We start from the raw sequence: 15571 nt of genomic DNA, 5'->3' as shown, positions 1-15571 counted from the left end.
CGTGACGGCCGTGAGAGAGCTGTCGACGCCGGCGGCTTTCGCGGTGATGTTCGGCTCGGCGTTCGCCCTCCTCGCGGTCGTCGCTCTGTGGACGCAGAACGGCCAGCGGTTCGACGCGTCCACGCTCGGAGCGTTCGACGCGCTCCGCTCCGATGCGTTCGTGCGCGCGTACGGCGTGCGCGACTGGCTCGTGGGTGCGCTGCTCGTGGTCGCGGCGGTGGCGGGCGTCGAGGCGCTCGTGCGGCGCGCGTGGCGGGCGGTCGCGGCATCCGTCGTGCTCATCGGACTCTCGCTCGTCGCAAGCTTCGCGTTCAAGGCGGGCTGGCTGCTGGAGCGGGCCGACCTCGGCGACTTCGCCTACTCGTACAACACCTTCCCGAGCGGGCACACCGCCGCCGCTCTCGCCGCGGTCGTCGCCGTCGTATGGCTGAACCCGCGCTGGATGGGCCGCACCGCGCTCGTCGTGCTGGCGGTCGCGTGCGGAGCGGTCGCGGTGGTGTCCCTGCTGTCGTTCGCGCATCGCCTGTCGGACGTCCTCGGGGGAGTGCTCCTCGCCGGCGCGCTCGCGTTCGCGATTACCGCGGTGGTGGCCCCGTGGCCGAGGCGGCGACCGGATCGCTGGGTGTACGGCGCGCTCGGCGCGTCCGCCGCCGGCGGAACCGTCGTCGGGGTCGCGATGCTCGGGGCGAATGTTCCCGTCGACCTGGTCGTCGCCGCGGGCTTCGTGGGCTGTGCGGCGGCGATCGCCGTGGTGGTGCGGATGCAGCATCCGATGTCGCGCGAGCGGCGGGCCGATTCCCGGGTTTCCTCACGGGTCATCTGAAGGTGGGCCTTGCGGTGCCGACGTGTAGCCTGTACCTGGTTGCTGTTGCGCCGCTCTGTGGCGGTCTCCGCCCGAGCAAGAGGCCCCGCCATGACGGTGGGGCCGGGATCAGCGGTTCGTCGGCTGGGCAAGGACCGCGGAGACCGATCAGGGGTTGAATGTGACGCTTCGACAAGTGCTCGATGTTCTGTGGCAGCGAGCGTGGATCATCGTCCTCGTCACGGTCATCGCCGTCGTGAGCGCTGGTGCCTATCTCGCCGTGCGCGATGTCACCTACGAGACGACCGGCACCGTCCGGCTCAACCCCGTGGTGACCGAGGCCTCGCTCTCGGGAGAGATCGGCGGAGTCGCGATCGACCTCGACCCCGAGACCATCACAGCCCCGGTGATCCTCGATAAGGCGACCGAGCTGCTCAACGAGCCGCGAGGATCGTTGAGCGACCAGATCGACGTCGAGCTCGACGAGACCTCGCGCACCGGACGCCTCTTCATCACCGGGACCGGTCCGTCGCCGGAGTCGGCGCGCGATAGAACGGACGCGGTGATCGAGGCGTACCGCACGTACGTCGACGAGCAGATGGTCGCCGCCGAGGCGACGCTGCGCGAGCGCCACGCGGCCGCCGTCCAGCAGGCGGCTGCGCTGCAGGAAGAGGTTCGCCGCAACCCCGCCAACGCGATCGCGACGACGAACCTCGCCACTGCGCTCGGGCAGATGAGCACCCTTCAGGCGCAGCTCGACGCGATGGCGACGAGCGGTCCGGCGACCACCGTGCTCGACGACGCGCCGCTCGGCACCGCGACCGTGCCCGACCCGGCGCTCGTGATCGCGCTCGCGCTGCTGTCGGGGCTCATCGTCGGCATCGGCGCGGCGCTGATCCGCGACCAGTTCGACAACCGCCTGCGCGGCGCCGACGAGATCGAGGAGATCAGCGGAGCGACGTCGCTCGGCGAACTGCGGTGGGATCCGGCCGTCAAGAAGATGAACCCGCCGCTTCCGGTCGCCGGCAGCCATCGCACCGACCTCAGCGAGGGGCTCCGATCCGTGCGGTCGACCCTTCAGGTGCTCCTCCCGCCGCGCAACGCCGTCATCGTGGTGACGAGCGTCGAGCCCGGCGACGGCAAGTCGTTCGTGACCGCGAACCTCGCCCTCGCGTGGGCGCGCGCCGGCAAGCAGGTCATCCTGGTCGGCGGCGATCTGCGCCGGCCCGACCTCGCGCGCTACTACGGCGAGGCGGCCGACGGCGAGGGCGTGTCCGAGCTGCTCGCGCGTCACGCCGACGGCAAGCACATCACTGAAGAGGCGATCGAGTCGCTCTTGAACTTCACCGGCTACCGGCGTCTGCGCCTCCTGCCGTCGGGCGCCGAGCCGCCCGACCCCGCCGACCTGCTGGCGGGGGAGGGGTATCCGGTGCTCGTCGAGAAGCTCCGCGCCCTCGCCGACATCGTCATCATCGACTCGCCCCCGGCGATGGGCCTCGCCGACGCCTCGTTGCTGGCGGCGCACACCGACGGCGCGGTGATCATGGCGTCCGTTCGCCGCACCGATCGCGTCCTGCTCGCCGACACCGTCTCGGGCCTCCGGGCGAACGGCGTCGAGGTGCTGGGCGTGGTCGGGAACCGCGGTCGCAAGAAGCTGCCGAAGACGTACTCGGCCTACTACATGCGGCCCACCGACACGCGTCCGGCCACGCCCCGGCTCACGCCCCAGTCGCTTCCGATCGACACCGAGGTGGACGACTTCGAGATCGACGCCGGAGAGGCGGCGGATCGCCCTCCGCTCTCCCGACGCCGGCCGAACGGCGCCGTCCCGGTGACATCGTCCTCGCGCGGCGGACCGAACCCCGATCCCGAGCGAGAGCTGGAGACTGACACCGAATGACTTCGAGCATGCCCTACGGGGGCAGCCACTCGGCCCCGGTCCGGTCTCCGGACCGGGTGCAGGGCCAGACCGAGGTCCTGTTCGTGTGCCACGCCAATCAGTGCCGCTCGCCGTACGCCGAGGCGATCGCCGACCGCCTGGCCGATGGCCGTCCGATCCGATTCCATTCGGGCGGCCTGCTGTCCGGCGGCATGCCGATGCCCGAGACGGGGCGTCGCCTGGGCGCCGCCCTGGGGTACTCGTTCGACGGTCACCGCAGCCGCGAGCTCGACCTCCTCGACCTCGACGGGTTCGACGTGATCCTCACGGCGGCGCGCGACCAGGCGCGTGAGATCGTCGCCGCGAACCCCGACCTGTGGCCGCGTGTCTTCACGATCAAGCAGTTCTCGCGATGGCTCGCCGACCAGCGTCGGCCGCCGCGCGCGATCGTCGGCTCGTGGCTCGACGCCGTGGCGGCGGATCGCGACCGTCGGTCGCTGCTCGGCGAGGACCCCGACGACGATGTCGCCGACCCGCTCGGCATGCCCGAGTCCGCCTGGACGGCGATGGTCGACGAGCTGACGACGCACCTCACGAGGATCCTCGACGGCCTGTCGCCGCGGCGGGCGGATCAGGCCTGAAGCAGCGGGTCGACCACGGCGCGCAGCATCCGCCACGACCTCGACCAGTCGCGCTCCTCGGCCCGCGCCCGCGCCGCGCGCCCGAGCGCCGCGCGATGCGACGGGTCGTCGGCGAGCCGCAGGAGCTCCGCCGCGAGGGCGTTCGCGTCGTCAGGTTCCACGAGCATCCCGGCGTCCCCGACGACCTCCGGGATTCCGCCGACGCGACTCGCGATCACGGGCAGTCCCGTCGCCATCGCCTCGCCGAGGGTGAGCCCGCTGGGCTCGCGCCAGCGGGAGGGCACGACGAAGGCATCCGCCTCGCGCAACAGCCGCGGGAGCGCATCGCGGTCGACGAACGGCTCGAAGCGGATGCGGCGGCCGGACTCGTCCGCGAGCGTGCGCAGCGACCGCTCGTACGACGACAGAGGGGCGTTCCGGTCGAAGCCGATGCTTCCGACGATCGTGAACTCGAAGCGGTCCGCCGGCAGGAGTGCGGCCGCGCGCACGAGGACGTCCGGCCCCTTGTCGGCGAACACGCGACCGGCGAACATCACGCGCAGCGGCCGCGCGGGGTCGACGTCGCCGGCTTGCGGGGAGGGTGAGAAGCGCGCGGGGTCGACGCCGTTGTCGACGACGTGCACGCGCGACGCGAGCGAGGCGGGGAGCTGCTCGGCCGTGTGCGCGGCGAGGTCCGAGCTCACGCAGACGATCGCCGCGACGTCGCCCAGCGTGCGGTCGGCCTCCCGGCGGGTGACGGTTCGCAGCAGGTCGTTGTGGGCGTAGAGCACGACGCGGTGCGGGGTGTCGCGCAGCAGCCGGGGAAGCACGAGGGCGTTGTGGCCGATGACGACGGATGCCGGGCGGTCGGCGAGCGCCGCCGCGAGCGGGCCCCACGCCCGTGCCGCTCCGCGCCGCGGAAGCCCGAGACGGCCGGCGGCCGCGTCGACCGCACGCGCGGCAAGGCCAGGAGGGGCGGCGCCGTCGTACTCGATGATCTCGGCGCTCGGGTAGCGGGGACGATAGGTGGAGGCGTCGACGAGGACGGCGTGATGCCACGTCGACGACGGGTCGGATGCCGCGGCCGACGCCAGCCCGTCGACGACCGTCGGGATCGCCGACCCCGTGCGCGGAGAGTAGTGATCGCCTGGCGTGATCGCGTGGACGATCGACGGCGTCATATGCGCACGCCCCGCGTGCGCCGGAACACGGTCTGGATGGGCGCGGGCGTCCGGACCACGCCGTTCGCCTTGTCGCGCGCCTCCACGCCGACGCAGATGCCCGCGATCATCCACAGGATCGAGGCGTGCCCGGCGACCCAGTAGATGTCGAACTGCGCCTGCGCGAACCGGCCGACGACCACCGCGAGGGCGAGCGTGCCGTAGACGGGGTTCATGCGCGCGAGGATCCAGATCACAGCACCGAACATCGCGAGGAACCCAACGAGGCCGAGGAGCCCGACCGTCGTCATCACCTCGAGGAGCACATTCGGCGGCTGGAATCCGGAGTAGTCGGCGTGTCCGGTCACCCACCACCGGTGGCCCACCCCGAACAGCGGCGACTGGAGCCACACCTGGATGGAGTCGTCGTACCAGGCCAGGCGCTGGTTCGAGGAGTTGAACTGGTCGCCCGACTCCAACTGCTCCACGACGGCCGCCCAGATGAAGTACCCGACCGGGACGAGGATGAGCCACATCCACCGCGACCGCTTCCCGTTGTGGAAGCGAGGGCGCAGACCGATGATGAGCACTCCCACAAGAGCTCCGATGAGCGCCTGGCGGGATTGCGCGGCGAGCATGCCGACCCCGAAGACGGCGAAGCTCACGTATCCGAGCAGGGGCCGCCACTTCAGCCACGGCGGGTTCGCGAAGGCGATGAGGGACCCGATCATGAGGATCGAGCCCAGCGCGTTCTTGTGAAGCTCACCGAGGTAGACGGGAGTGAAGCCGTTGGTGAGCGACATGGCGATCGCCGCGAGCGACAGGACCCAGCAGATGCCGACGTACAGGCCGAGTGCGAGCCGGGCGTGTCCTTCGCGCCCGACGACGAACCCGATCACGAGGCTTCCGAGCACCAGCGCGATCTCGTGACCCCACTCGATGTAGTTCTCGGGATAGCGATTGAGCAGGAGCTGCGGCGCCGACAGCGCGAGGTAGCACACGCCCGCCCACACGAGCGGCTGAAGCGCGATCGCTCCGCGGCCCCGCAGCATGAGGAGGGCCACGATCATGCAGAGGCCGAGAGCGAGGTCGGCGGCGCTCATGGGGCCGACTCGCACCACGACCATCGACGCCGGAACCGCGAGCACGGGGATGAGCGACAGGTCGACCGCGGCGACGCCGATCAGGAGCACGATCACGGCGAACGGGATCGCGAAGTCGGTCTGGACCGTCGCCACCAGTCCCGCCGCGAGTCCGAGGAGGGCCAACACTGCCACGCCGGCGGTCACGCGCGCAGCATCCCGAACCCGGAACGCGCGCGCGAGAACCCCAGTCCGCAACGTGGTCACGAACCCATGCTACGGATCGCGACCGGGCGCCGATACGGAGACGGCTAGGGTAGCCCCAGCGCACGAGAGGGAGGGGATGCCGTGAACACCGCCGCGCCGCCCTCGCGCGTCCTCGTCGTCACGCACACGGGCGACGTCGGCGGCGCCGAGATCGCGCTCATCCGGCTCATCGGCGCGCTCGACCCGAAGCGGTTCGCCGTTCAGGTCGTGACGCTCGAGGACGGCGACCTGGTCCAGCGGCTGAACGACGCCGGCGTGCGTGCGTCCGTCCTCGAGGTGGGCCGACTGGCGCGCGTGACGCGCGAGCAGACGGTCTCGTCTCCGCTCACGATGTTGCGCAATCTCCGCGACACCGTGCGCGCCGCGCGACTTGTGCGCGCGCGTATCCGCACGGAGAATCCGGACCTGGTCGTCGCGAACTCGCTCAAAGCCGCCGTCCTCCTCGCCGTCGGCGTACCCGGCACGCGCACCCCGTGGGTTTGGCACCTTCACGATCGCATCGCCTCCGACTACCTTCCGGCCGCCGTCGCCGCGGCACTGCGGTCGCTCGCTCGGCTCGGGCCCCGCCGGATCGTCGCGAACTCACGGGCCACCGCGCGGACCCTCGGCCGCTGGGGGCACGGCTTAACCGTCGTCGCGTACCCCGGGGTCGTGGAATCCGCGTACCGGCGCGAGGTCATTGAGAAGCGCGACGGGCCGGTGGGCATGATCGGCCGTGTCAGCCGCACCAAGGGGCAGGCGGTGTTCCTCGATGCCGCCGAGATCGTCGCGGCCGGGACGGCGGATGCGCGGTTCCGGATCGTGGGCGCCGCGCTGTTCGAGGATCGCGAGGAAGAGGAGGCCCTTCGGCGGCGCACCGCGGCATCGGAGGTGCTCGCACCACGCGTGGAGTGGGCCGGATGGGCGGACGATGTGGCGGCGGCGCTCCACCGGCTCGGGCTCCTCGTCCACGCGTCGACGACGCCGGAGCCATTCGGGCAGATCGTGGTCGAGGCGATGCTGTCGGGTGTGCCGGTCGTCGCGACGGATGCCGGCGGAGTGCCTGAGATCCTCGACCCTCGGGGCGCCGGCGAGCCGGTCGCCGACGGCGTGCGGCGCACACGATCGGGGCTGCTCGTGCGGCCTGGCGATCCGCAGGCGCTCGCGCGCGCGATCCGCTGGACGATCGAACATCCGACCGAGTCGACGGATGCCGCGCGCTTCGCGCAGGCGGATGCCGCCGAGCGCTTCGGCATCGAGCGCACTGCCGCAGTCGTCGGCGACGTGTGGGGCGAGGTCATCGAACGCGCCGGGCACCGACGCCGGTGATGTGCCGCCCGGTCAGACGACTCCGGCGGCCCGATCGCGGCGCCGTGCGATCCACGCCGCCGGGAAGCCCGCCATGAGCCCCGTCAACTCGGCCAGTGAGCGCGTCAGCACGATCGGCGCGGTGATCCGTCGCCGGAACGGGCGACGCGATCCGTCGGATCTGCGCGCGGTGAATCGATCGCGCATCGCCCACACGTAGTCGTTCTGGGCGCGGAAGGTCGAGCGCACGTAACGGCGGAGCAGCGGGTCCCGCCAGCCGTACACGCGGGCGAGCAGCACGACGTGGTTGCGGCGCGCGTAGTAGAGGTAGCGACGGTCGAACCGCTTGCCGCCGCTCGTGTAGGGCGCGGCGACATGCCGCACGAGTGCGGCCGGCTGGAACACGAGCTTGCCGCCTTCGCGCTTCAGCCGCAGCGAGATGTCGGACTCCTCGCACAGGCAGGTTCCCGGATAGTTGCCGCGAATGCCGCCGATCGCGGCGAGCGCGGCTCGGCGGAACGACATGTTCGCGCCCAGCAGGTGGTCGACTTCGATCACGCGGTCGGGATTCGCGCCGAAGTTGCCGGTCAGGCGGCCGTCCGGGAGCAGCCGTCCGATCTCGCCGAGGCCTTCGGTCTCCTCGCCTTCTCTGCCGTTGGACGCGCGGCCGCCCACTCCGACGACGGCCGGGTCTGCATACGGCTCGCGCAGTTGGTCAAGCCAATCGGGGTCGACGTAGGCGTCGTCGTCGATGAACGCGACGATGTCGCCGGTGGCGGCGTTGAAGCCGACCTGCCGGGATTCGGGCATCGTTCCCGGTCCGAGGTCGTTGCGCAGCAGCCGCACCTGCGGGAAATCCTCCGTGACGAGCGTCTTCGTGCGGTCGTCCGGTGATGCGTCGACCACGATGATCTCGTGGGGCTTCGACGTGAGGCGCCCGAGGTGCTCGAGGCACGTGCGCACGAACTGCGGTCGTGCGTACGTGATGATGACGACGCTGACGGAAAGGGTCATGACGGCTCCGCGTTCTCGGGGACGGAGACGAGGCGGTACCAATCACGACGGCGTAGCGGGTTCGTGAGCACCGTGCGAAGCGGGTGCCGTTGACGCGATGCCCACCGTTGGTACACGATCGGGAGCGAGTAGTGCGCCGCGTGCCCCGACCAGCCGAACTTGCGCCGGATCGTTTCATGATCGCGCACCCATGAATAGTGAAGCACGGCCCGCTCCGGCGGAATCATCTCGTGCACGGGAGCGTCCCTCGGGTGGTGCGGGTCGGTGTTCCACGGCCGCATGTCGACGCGGTAGAGCAGCGTGTCGGTCTGGCGAGCGTGACGCAGGCGGGTTCCGGCTCGCACGGCGAGAGGGCCGGGGAAGGATGCGGACGGGCGCCAGAAGCGCGTCGATGCTTCGAGGTAGCGACCCGGGGCGACCTGCGCGTAGAGCCATCGCGCTGGATAGTCCATCGCGGACATGCCGGTGGCGTCGGCCCGCCGCAGCGACGCGAAGAACTGGGCCGGGTCGAGCATGACCTCGTCGGTGTCGAGCTGGATCACCCAGTCGGCGCCGTCGGATGCCGCGTCGAGCGCGTTCTGCCGCTGGAACGTGTCGTTGTCGAGGGGGTTCTCGTCCAGCCGCGCGAAGCGCCCCGGCACGTCGACGCACTTGCCGTCGCGGTCGAGCTCGCGGATCGTCGCGAGGCATTCGTCGACCGGCAGCGGAGTGCCCGTCCACGACGTGCGCGTCTCGTCATACGAGAGGACGATGCGGTCGACGTGGTCGTAGTACGAAGACACGCTCTCCCGAAGATGGTTGGGGTCGCCCACGAGGATGTATGCCGAGACGCGCATGTCAGATGTAGTCCGCGAACTCTCGCTCGTTCTTCTGGAAGACGATCGTGCCGAGCAGGAACACGAGCGGCGCGGCGATGATGAGGGCGACGATCTGCCACACGGGCGGCTGGGCCGTGCCGAGCAGCGACCACCGCATGATCTCGAGGAACCACGTGACCGGGTTGATGTCGAAGAGCCACCGGATGCCCTCCGGCACCTCCGAGACCGAGTAGGCGACCGGGCTCGCGTAGAGCAGAACCTGGAGGGCCCACGGCAGGACGTAGCCGACGTCGCGGTACTTCACGAGGTACGCGGCCGCCGTGAGGCCGAAGCCGGTTCCGAGGATGCCGATCAGAAGTGCCCACACGGGGAGCAGCAGCACGCCCCAGCCCGGGACGATCCCGAACACGAAGATGAGCACGATCGCCAGCACGAGCCCGACCGCGAAGTCGAGCAGAACCGACGCGAGGCTCGACACCGGAACGAGCAGACGCGGGAAGAACACCTTCTGCACGAGCGACTGGTTGCTCACCATCGAGCTGGAGGAGCGGCCCAGCGCGCCGTTGAACAGGTTCCACGCGAGCATGCCCACGAGCGTGAACAGGAACGCGGGCGTCGGCCCCGTGGACAGGCCGGCGATGTAGCTGAAGACGATCGTGAAGACGCCCGCACTCACGAGGGGCTGCAGCAGCACCCACGTGAAGCCGAGGATCGTCTGGCGGTAGCGCACGATGATGTCGCGCTGCGCGAGCCGCACCGCGACCTCGCGTGCGCGCCACACCTCGCGCCAGTCGGGCATGTTGAGACGCCCGGGGGGCGTGATGACGGTGACCTGAGGCTGGTGTTCCATGTCACGCCTTCCCGTACTCGAAGTCGACGAACACGAGGCCCTTCTCGATGCTCGAGGACTCGGCGAACTCCGGGTAGGGAAGGTCGGGAAGCACTTCGAACTTCCACGCGCCCTCCCACGCGTCGAGGACGCCGGCCTGGCACACATAGGCGTCGACCGTGTAGACGCCGGGCTTGAGCCACAGATCGCGGATCACGAGCCGGCCGCGGTTCTCCTCGGTGGGGTCGAACCACTTGCCGACCAGGCGCGAGTCGCACTGCGCGATCACGGAGCCCTGGTCGTTGTTGATGTGCATCGAGACGAAGTACGTGCCGATGAGCTTCTTCGACGGGGGCAACTCGAACTCGACGGCGATGTCGTCGCCGGACTTGATGAACTCGTCTTCCATCGACACGCGCGACAGGCGCACCATGCCGTTTCCGGGCCGGTTCTTCGGGTCGGACTGCGCGAGCGCGAAGCTCTCGAAGCTGTCGCGATACGCCTGGAGCGTGCCGTCGACTGTTCCCGAGTAGACGAGCTTGCCGCGGTCGAGCAGCATCGCCGACGTGCACAGCGCCTGCACCGTCTGCAGCTGGTGGCTGACGTAGAGCACCGTGCGGCCGCCGCGCGCGGCTTCGCGCATCTTCGCGATCGACCGGCGCTGGAACTCCGCGTCGCCGACCGCGAGCACTTCGTCGATCGCGAGGATCTCGGTGTCGAGGTGCGCCGCGACCGAGAACGCGAGTCGCACGTACATGCCCGACGAGTAGCGCTTGACGGGTGTCGCGAGGAACTTCTCGATGCCCGAGAACTCGACGATCTCGTCGTAGCGGCGCAGGATCTCCTTGCGCGTCATGCCGAGGATCGCGCCGTTGAGGAAGATGTTCTCGCGGCCGGTGAGCTCGGGGTGGAAGCCGGTGCCCACTTCGAGGAGCGACCCGACGCGCCCGCGCAGCTCGATGCGGCCGCGCGTCGGCGCGGTCACGCGCGTCAGCAGCTTCAGCAGCGTGGACTTGCCCGCGCCGTTGCGACCCACGATGCCGAGGGCCTCGCCCTGCGGCACGTCGAAGGTCACGTCGTCGAGCGCGTCGAACAGCGTGTACTTCGCCTTGCCCGTCGAGCGCAGCCACTGGATCGCGGCCGCCGCCGCCGTCGACGGACGTTCGCCGAGCGCCCCGAGGCGATACGTCTTCCCCAACCCCGCGACCGAGATCGCGGCCTCCCCAAGAACCGTCACGAGAGAAGAATCTACCTGGTCACACGGCGACGGCCGTCCGCGCCTCAGGATCCGTCGAAGACCCTCAGGATCCGCTGAAGACTCGGCGCCACACGGCGGCGTGCTCGCGAGCGCTGCGCTCCCACGTGAACTCCCGCGCACGCTCGCGTCCGCGCGCCGCCATCGTCGAGACGGCGGAGTCGCCGGATGCCGCGAACAGGATCCCCTCGGCGACATCCGCGCCCGTCGGCTCCACGAGCACGCCGGCGTCGCCCACGACCTCCGGCAGCGCGCTCGTCCGCGCGGCGACGACGGGTGCGCCGGCCGCCAGGCCCTCCAGCGCGGGAAGCCCGAAACCCTCGTAGAGCGAGGGGACGACGACCGCCGTCGCGCCGGCGAACAGTCCCGGCACGAGCGCGGCCGGTACGCGCCCCACGAGCCGCGTGCGCGGCAGCTTCGAGAACAGCGCGGTGCGCCGCGGGTGCGGCGGGCCGGAGAGGACGAGCGTCAGGTCCGGTCGTGCGGCCGAGACGACCTCCCACGCGTCGGCGAGCGCCTCGAGGTTCTTGCGCCGCGACGCGCCTCCGGCGTGCAGCACGTAGGCTCCTGCGATGCCGAGCCCCGCGCGCGACTCGGGGCTGAGCGGCTCGGCGTCGAGGAACACGGGGTCGACGCCGTTGTAGATCGCGTGCACGTGCTCGAGCCCGAGGAACTCGGCGGCGTCGTCGGCGGCGTACTGCGATGGAGCGATGACCGCCGCGGCGCGGCGGAGCTCGTGCGCGGCGAACGGCTCAGGCGGCGATTCGTCGTCGAACCGCCACGCGACCGTGTCGTGGATCGTGATCACCTCGGGCACGCGCGCGGGCGGCATGCCGAGCCCCATCCGGTGGACCACGTCGGCGCCGCGGTAGAGCATCGCCCCGACTGCTGACCGCACGCCGGAAGGGGCACGGCCGGTGATCCAGTTCGGAAGCCGCACGGTGCCGGGCAGCTCCGAGCGCAGCGATCGGGCGATCTCGCGGCGTACGACCGTGCCCTCTCCGGCGGCCGCGGCGGCGCGGGCGACGATCTCTTCCTCGTACACCTGCTGACCCATGGGCGCGCCGACGGCTATCGTGGCGAATGTGATGCGAATGGTGCAGGACCTCCGTCGGGCTTCCGCGCGGTGACCGCGCGTCCTTGAGAGCGTAGCGAGGGAAGACGCATGGCGGAGATCGCACTCGTCACGAGTTCGTTCCTGCCCCGCGTCGGCGGGGTCGAGGAGCACGTGAGGCACGTCGCCGAGCAGCTGCGCGCCCGCGGGGTCGACGTCGCGATCTGGACGGTCGACCGCGGCGACGATGTGCCGGCCGACCTCGACGGCATCCCCATCCGCGTGCTGCCCACCCCGATGCCCGCCCGCTCGCTGCGCGCGGCGCTGTCCTTCGCATGGCGCGCGCCGCGCGCGGCGCTCCGCTGGCGACGCGCCCTCCGCGCGGATCGGCCGGCGGTGATCCACGTGCACTGCTTCGGTCCGAACGGCGCGTGGGCGACCGAGGTCGCGCGCTTCTCGCGGCTGCCGTTGGTCATCACGAGCCATGGCGAGACGTTCGGCGACGCCGATGACGTCTTCGGCGGGTCGGCCCTCATGCGGTGGGCGCTGCGGCGCGGCATCCGTCGTGCCGCCGCCGTCACCGCGGTCTCGGCGTTCACGGCGCGGGATCTGGAGGAGCGGTTCGGGCTCGAGCCGGGGCGCGCCGCGATCGTGATGAACGGCGTCGATCTCGACGAGGAGAGTGCGGGTGCTCCGCCCCTTCCCGCGCGGTACTTCGTCGCGCTGGGGCGGCTGGTCGGCACGAAGGGGTTCGACCTGCTCGTGCGGGCGTTCGCGGCAGCCGACCTGCCGGAGGACGTGCACCTCGTGATCGGGGGCGACGGTCCCGAGCGCGACGCGCTGCTGTCGCTCGCCGCGAAGCGAGGGGTCGCCGATCGGGTGCATCTCCCCGGCCGGCTCGGCCGCGAGAGCGTCGGGCCGACGGTGGCCGGGTCGCTCGCCCTCGTCGTGCCGAGCCGCACCGAGGCGTTCGGGATCGTCGTGCTCGAGGGCTGGCGTGGCGGGGTGCCGGTCATCGCGACATCGCACGCCGGTCCGGCGGAACTCGTCCACGACGGAGTCGACGGATGGCTGGCCGACCCGTTCGACGAGCGCGCGCTCGCGGCAGCGCTCGAGCGCGCGGTGCGTGAGCGCGATGAGGCCGAGCGGATCGCGGCCGCGGGGAGGGCTCGCGTCGAGGAGTTCACATGGGACCACGTTGTCGACGGCTATCTCGCCGTCTACGACGAGGTCGCCGCTACCCCGCCCGCAGTCGGGTGCCTTGGGATCGGTGACGGTCAGACGTCGGTCCGGGGGTCCGACCAGTAGGACCTGAACCCTCGCCCCGCGACCGCCTCACGTCGCCGGCGAGGTCGGCGGACGCGTCACGGTATGGAGTTGATCGACCCATCGACGAGGAGCTCCGCTGCCTTGAGAATGTCCGGCTCGATCGGCTCACTTTCGTCCCAGGCGAAGCTGTATGAGGTGACTTCATGCAGGAGCAACAACGCGCACGCCTCTCGCCTCGTTAGGTCTCCGAGAAGCGAGTAGGCAAGGTCCGCTAAAGGACCGTTCAAGCCACCATCGGTCCACGCCGCAAAAGCCTCCGCGCGGGCACCTCCGGTACGCAAACGCTCCACGTCCACAGCTGCTGACAGCGCGTCGATGAACAAAGGGTTTTCGGGCTGGCTGCGCTGCCAATCTACTATGCGAATTCCACCATCTTCGAGTGCGAGCACGTTCGCCCGGTCAAGGTCGCCGTGCGATGGGCCGACTGGAACCACCCGAGTCTGGAACGAGAGGGCTTCGACCCGGAGCTGGCGCAGCGGACCGGCGGAGAGGTTCTCAGGCACAGGTGGAGAGATGATCCGACGGAGGAGTTCTGTGTCGTGCAGCTTGGCGACATCGCGAGGGAGGCCACGAAGCACATCCGTCAGCCGGTCCTCGTACGTCGCGAGCGGAACTGCCGAGGCTCTGAGGCGGGGATAGACCGCGATGGTTACTCCGGATCGGACCTCCGCGCGGGCCCACGGCGTCGCGACTTTGCCCCACGGACCTGACGCCGCCTCGATGGTGCGGCCGACTTCGTCGAGCACCTCTGCTTCCTGCCGATCGGAAAGGGGGACTTTCAAGAATTCGTCGCCCGTTTCGATTGCTGCGCGCGAATCGCTGCAGGCCCTCACGATGGAACGCGGCGCCGCAATGGCGCCGCGGGCTGCGTTTGACCTCTCAGGCGTCTGGTGTGATGGTCGGCAGATCAGGATGTGGTGATGTGCAACCAGGATGCCGGCGCCGACGCGTTCGGCAAGTTCGTGCACTCGACCGGCGCGGGCAACGGATGCGCCGCGTCTACCGCGACTGAATGGCGGCGAAGGTGGGAGGAGGAGTTCCCAATCATCGAGACTCGGATGCGGCTCCAGAGCTCGGACCACCTCTAGTCCGACTGGTTGAGCGACTATCTGCCATGGGCGAGTCACGCGCGCCAATCCGACTTCCCTGACCAGACCGATGCACGCGCGCAATCGCGTGCGGCCCTCGCGCCACGACCACCAGCGGGATTGCAGCGGGTTTTCGGTTGCGACGATCGCGATGCCGTCGGGTGCAAGAACCCGGCGCACCTCACGTAGCAGCATATTCAGATCCGCACGCTGCAACCCGGCCCGGTCGAGGTCAACGAGATCGACGAAGATCGTTGCGAAGCTTCCGTCTTGCCATGGCAAGTCTTCCTCGAGCGAGAGGCGTACGACCTCGCGCGCCTGACCACCCATGAGCCGAAGGAATTTCACTCGCGCGGCGATGTAATCGGCGCGAATCACGTCGGCGCCCAAGTAGCTGAGGGCGGGAGCGAGCTCGATCCAATTGCCACCGATAACAAGGGCCTTCGCTCCCTGATGGACCGGAGGGAGTGCTGCGAGCGCCGCATCCTTCGTTTCTGTCAGCCGCCACGGCCACGAGACCTGCTTCGCGCGAATCGCACCGAGGAGTGTTTTCCAGGTGTCCGCCTGGTTGACGGCCTCGATGAAGTCGGACTCGATCCCGGGCCAGACCAGCTCGCGGTTGGCACCTGTGCCGTAGCGCCCGGCGCTGTCGAAGTGATCATGCTCTGGTGAGTTCAACGATCGGCCCCCGACATCGGCGGAATTCGCCAAGTGCTTCCCTGAATGTTACCTACCGGTGTGTGCGCACCGTGATGTCTCGTCACCGGGTGTGCGACTGCGGCGAGGCGTATTGGGTAGGCTCGGCGTGCGCAGAGCCGAGTCTGGGTCGAGAGTACGCACCTTGGCCGCTGGGAGGGAGCGCGGTGAGGCGATCGGGTTCGTTCGTGCAGCGCGAAGGCAGGGGCATGCACGGGCAGCATGTCTGGCGCGACGTCGCTGTCGCGGAGGTCAAGTCCTGGGACGTGGTGTATCGGTGATCGTGTGATCCTTCGTGTCGTGGTCAGGCTGTGAGGGCCCGGAGGTCGGGTTCGATCACCTCCTCGGTGTTGGGTTCGCCGACGCGGCGTGCGGCGGCGAGGGCGTCGAG

13 protein-coding genes are annotated in these 15571 nt (G+C 70.1%); 5 read left to right on the top strand and 8 right to left on the bottom strand.

Annotation, left to right across the window (positions count from 1 at the left end; translation table 11 throughout):
• The first annotated feature begins 1 nt into the window (after position 1).
• The 3 genes from VNR19_RS12405 to VNR19_RS12395 all read left to right on the top strand — a co-directional run bounded on the left by VNR19_RS12405 (position 2) and on the right by VNR19_RS12395 (position 3322).
• Entirely contained in the window at positions 2 to 823 is an 822-nt protein-coding gene (locus tag VNR19_RS12405) for a phosphatase PAP2 family protein (protein WP_325727200.1), read from the top strand.
• Between the two features lie 160 nt (positions 824 to 983).
• Positions 984 to 2702 (top strand): tyrosine-protein kinase domain-containing protein, encoded by a 1719-nt coding sequence (locus tag VNR19_RS12400; RefSeq protein ID WP_325727198.1) that lies wholly within the window; start codon positions 984 to 986, stop codon positions 2700 to 2702.
• Entirely contained in the window at positions 2699 to 3322 is a 624-nt protein-coding gene (locus VNR19_RS12395; RefSeq protein WP_325727196.1) for an arsenate-mycothiol transferase ArsC, read from the top strand. Before VNR19_RS12400 ends, VNR19_RS12395 begins: the two co-directional genes overlap by 4 nt.
• On the opposite strand, the gene VNR19_RS12390 is transcribed toward VNR19_RS12395, so the two are convergent.
• A complete protein-coding gene (locus VNR19_RS12390; protein ID WP_325727194.1) occupies positions 3313 to 4482 on the bottom strand; it encodes a glycosyltransferase family 4 protein in 1170 nt (389 codons plus the stop codon). The two genes, VNR19_RS12395 and VNR19_RS12390, sit on opposite strands and share 10 nt — an antisense overlap.
• Complete coding sequence (locus VNR19_RS12385; protein ID WP_325727192.1) at positions 4479 to 5750, bottom strand: O-antigen ligase family protein; 1272 nt, start codon at positions 5748 to 5750, stop codon at positions 4479 to 4481. The genes VNR19_RS12390 and VNR19_RS12385 overlap by 4 nt, the downstream gene beginning before the upstream one ends.
• Before the next feature lie 141 nt (positions 5751 to 5891).
• Between VNR19_RS12385 and VNR19_RS12380 the strand changes: the two genes are divergently transcribed.
• Complete coding sequence (locus VNR19_RS12380) at positions 5892 to 7118, top strand: glycosyltransferase family 4 protein (RefSeq protein WP_325727190.1); 1227 nt, start codon at positions 5892 to 5894, stop codon at positions 7116 to 7118.
• Between the two features lie 12 nt (positions 7119 to 7130).
• Here the strand turns inward: VNR19_RS12380 and VNR19_RS12375 are convergent, their stop codons facing one another.
• The 5 genes from VNR19_RS12375 to VNR19_RS12355 all read right to left on the bottom strand — a co-directional run bounded on the left by VNR19_RS12375 (position 7131) and on the right by VNR19_RS12355 (position 12070).
• A complete protein-coding gene (locus VNR19_RS12375; RefSeq protein WP_325727188.1) occupies positions 7131 to 8111 on the bottom strand; it encodes a glycosyltransferase family 2 protein in 981 nt (326 codons plus the stop codon).
• Positions 8108 to 8947: a hypothetical protein gene (locus VNR19_RS12370; RefSeq protein ID WP_325727187.1), complete on the bottom strand. Its 840-nt coding sequence runs from the start codon at positions 8945 to 8947 to the stop codon at positions 8108 to 8110. The genes VNR19_RS12375 and VNR19_RS12370 overlap by 4 nt, the downstream gene beginning before the upstream one ends.
• Before the next feature lies 1 nt (position 8948).
• Positions 8949 to 9779 carry an ABC transporter permease gene (locus VNR19_RS12365; protein WP_325727186.1) on the bottom strand — a complete coding sequence of 277 codons (831 nt, stop codon included), beginning with the start codon at positions 9777 to 9779 and terminating at the stop codon, positions 8949 to 8951.
• Between the two features lies 1 nt (position 9780).
• Positions 9781 to 10995 (bottom strand): ABC transporter ATP-binding protein, encoded by a 1215-nt coding sequence (locus VNR19_RS12360; RefSeq protein ID WP_325032278.1) that lies wholly within the window; start codon positions 10993 to 10995, stop codon positions 9781 to 9783.
• 64 nt (positions 10996 to 11059) lie between these two features.
• Complete coding sequence (locus tag VNR19_RS12355) at positions 11060 to 12070, bottom strand: glycosyltransferase family 4 protein (RefSeq protein WP_325727184.1); 1011 nt, start codon at positions 12068 to 12070, stop codon at positions 11060 to 11062.
• A gap of 108 nt (positions 12071 to 12178) precedes the next feature.
• Between VNR19_RS12355 and VNR19_RS12350 the strand changes: the two genes are divergently transcribed.
• Positions 12179 to 13375 (top strand): glycosyltransferase family 4 protein, encoded by a 1197-nt coding sequence (locus tag VNR19_RS12350; protein WP_325727182.1) that lies wholly within the window; start codon positions 12179 to 12181, stop codon positions 13373 to 13375.
• Positions 13376 to 13431: 56 nt separating this feature from the next.
• Here VNR19_RS12350 and VNR19_RS12345 read toward each other — a convergent pair whose 3' ends face one another.
• The gene (locus VNR19_RS12345) at positions 13432 to 15195 is read right to left on the bottom strand and encodes a class I SAM-dependent methyltransferase (RefSeq protein WP_325727180.1); all 1764 of its coding nucleotides are present in this window, start codon (positions 15193 to 15195) and stop codon (positions 13432 to 13434) included.
• Between the last annotated feature and the right edge of the window lie 376 nt (positions 15196 to 15571).

Source organism: Microbacterium sp. (genome assembly GCF_035556355.1).
Classification (GTDB): domain Bacteria; phylum Actinomycetota; class Actinomycetes; order Actinomycetales; family Microbacteriaceae; genus Microbacterium.
The sequence above is the reverse complement of the archived record's forward strand: the minus strand, read 5'-3'. Positions and strand labels throughout refer to the sequence as shown.

What these genes read in the sequence shown, in the direction of transcription:
- VNR19_RS12365 (WP_325727186.1), bottom strand. Translation starts at nt 9,779, where the DNA reads ATGGAACACCAGCCTCAGGTCACCGTCATCACGCCCCCCGGGCGTCTC.
- VNR19_RS12350 (WP_325727182.1), top strand. Translation starts at nt 12,179, where the DNA reads ATGGCGGAGATCGCACTCGTCACGAGTTCGTTCCTGCCCCGCGTCGGC.
- VNR19_RS12390 (WP_325727194.1), bottom strand. Translation starts at nt 4,482, where the DNA reads ATGACGCCGTCGATCGTCCACGCGATCACGCCAGGCGATCACTACTCT.
- VNR19_RS12395 (WP_325727196.1), top strand. Translation starts at nt 2,699, where the DNA reads ATGACTTCGAGCATGCCCTACGGGGGCAGCCACTCGGCCCCGGTCCGG.
- VNR19_RS12375 (WP_325727188.1), bottom strand. Translation starts at nt 8,111, where the DNA reads ATGACCCTTTCCGTCAGCGTCGTCATCATCACGTACGCACGACCGCAG.
- VNR19_RS12355 (WP_325727184.1), bottom strand. Translation starts at nt 12,070, where the DNA reads ATGGGTCAGCAGGTGTACGAGGAAGAGATCGTCGCCCGCGCCGCCGCG.
- VNR19_RS12370 (WP_325727187.1), bottom strand. Translation starts at nt 8,947, where the DNA reads ATGCGCGTCTCGGCATACATCCTCGTGGGCGACCCCAACCATCTTCGG.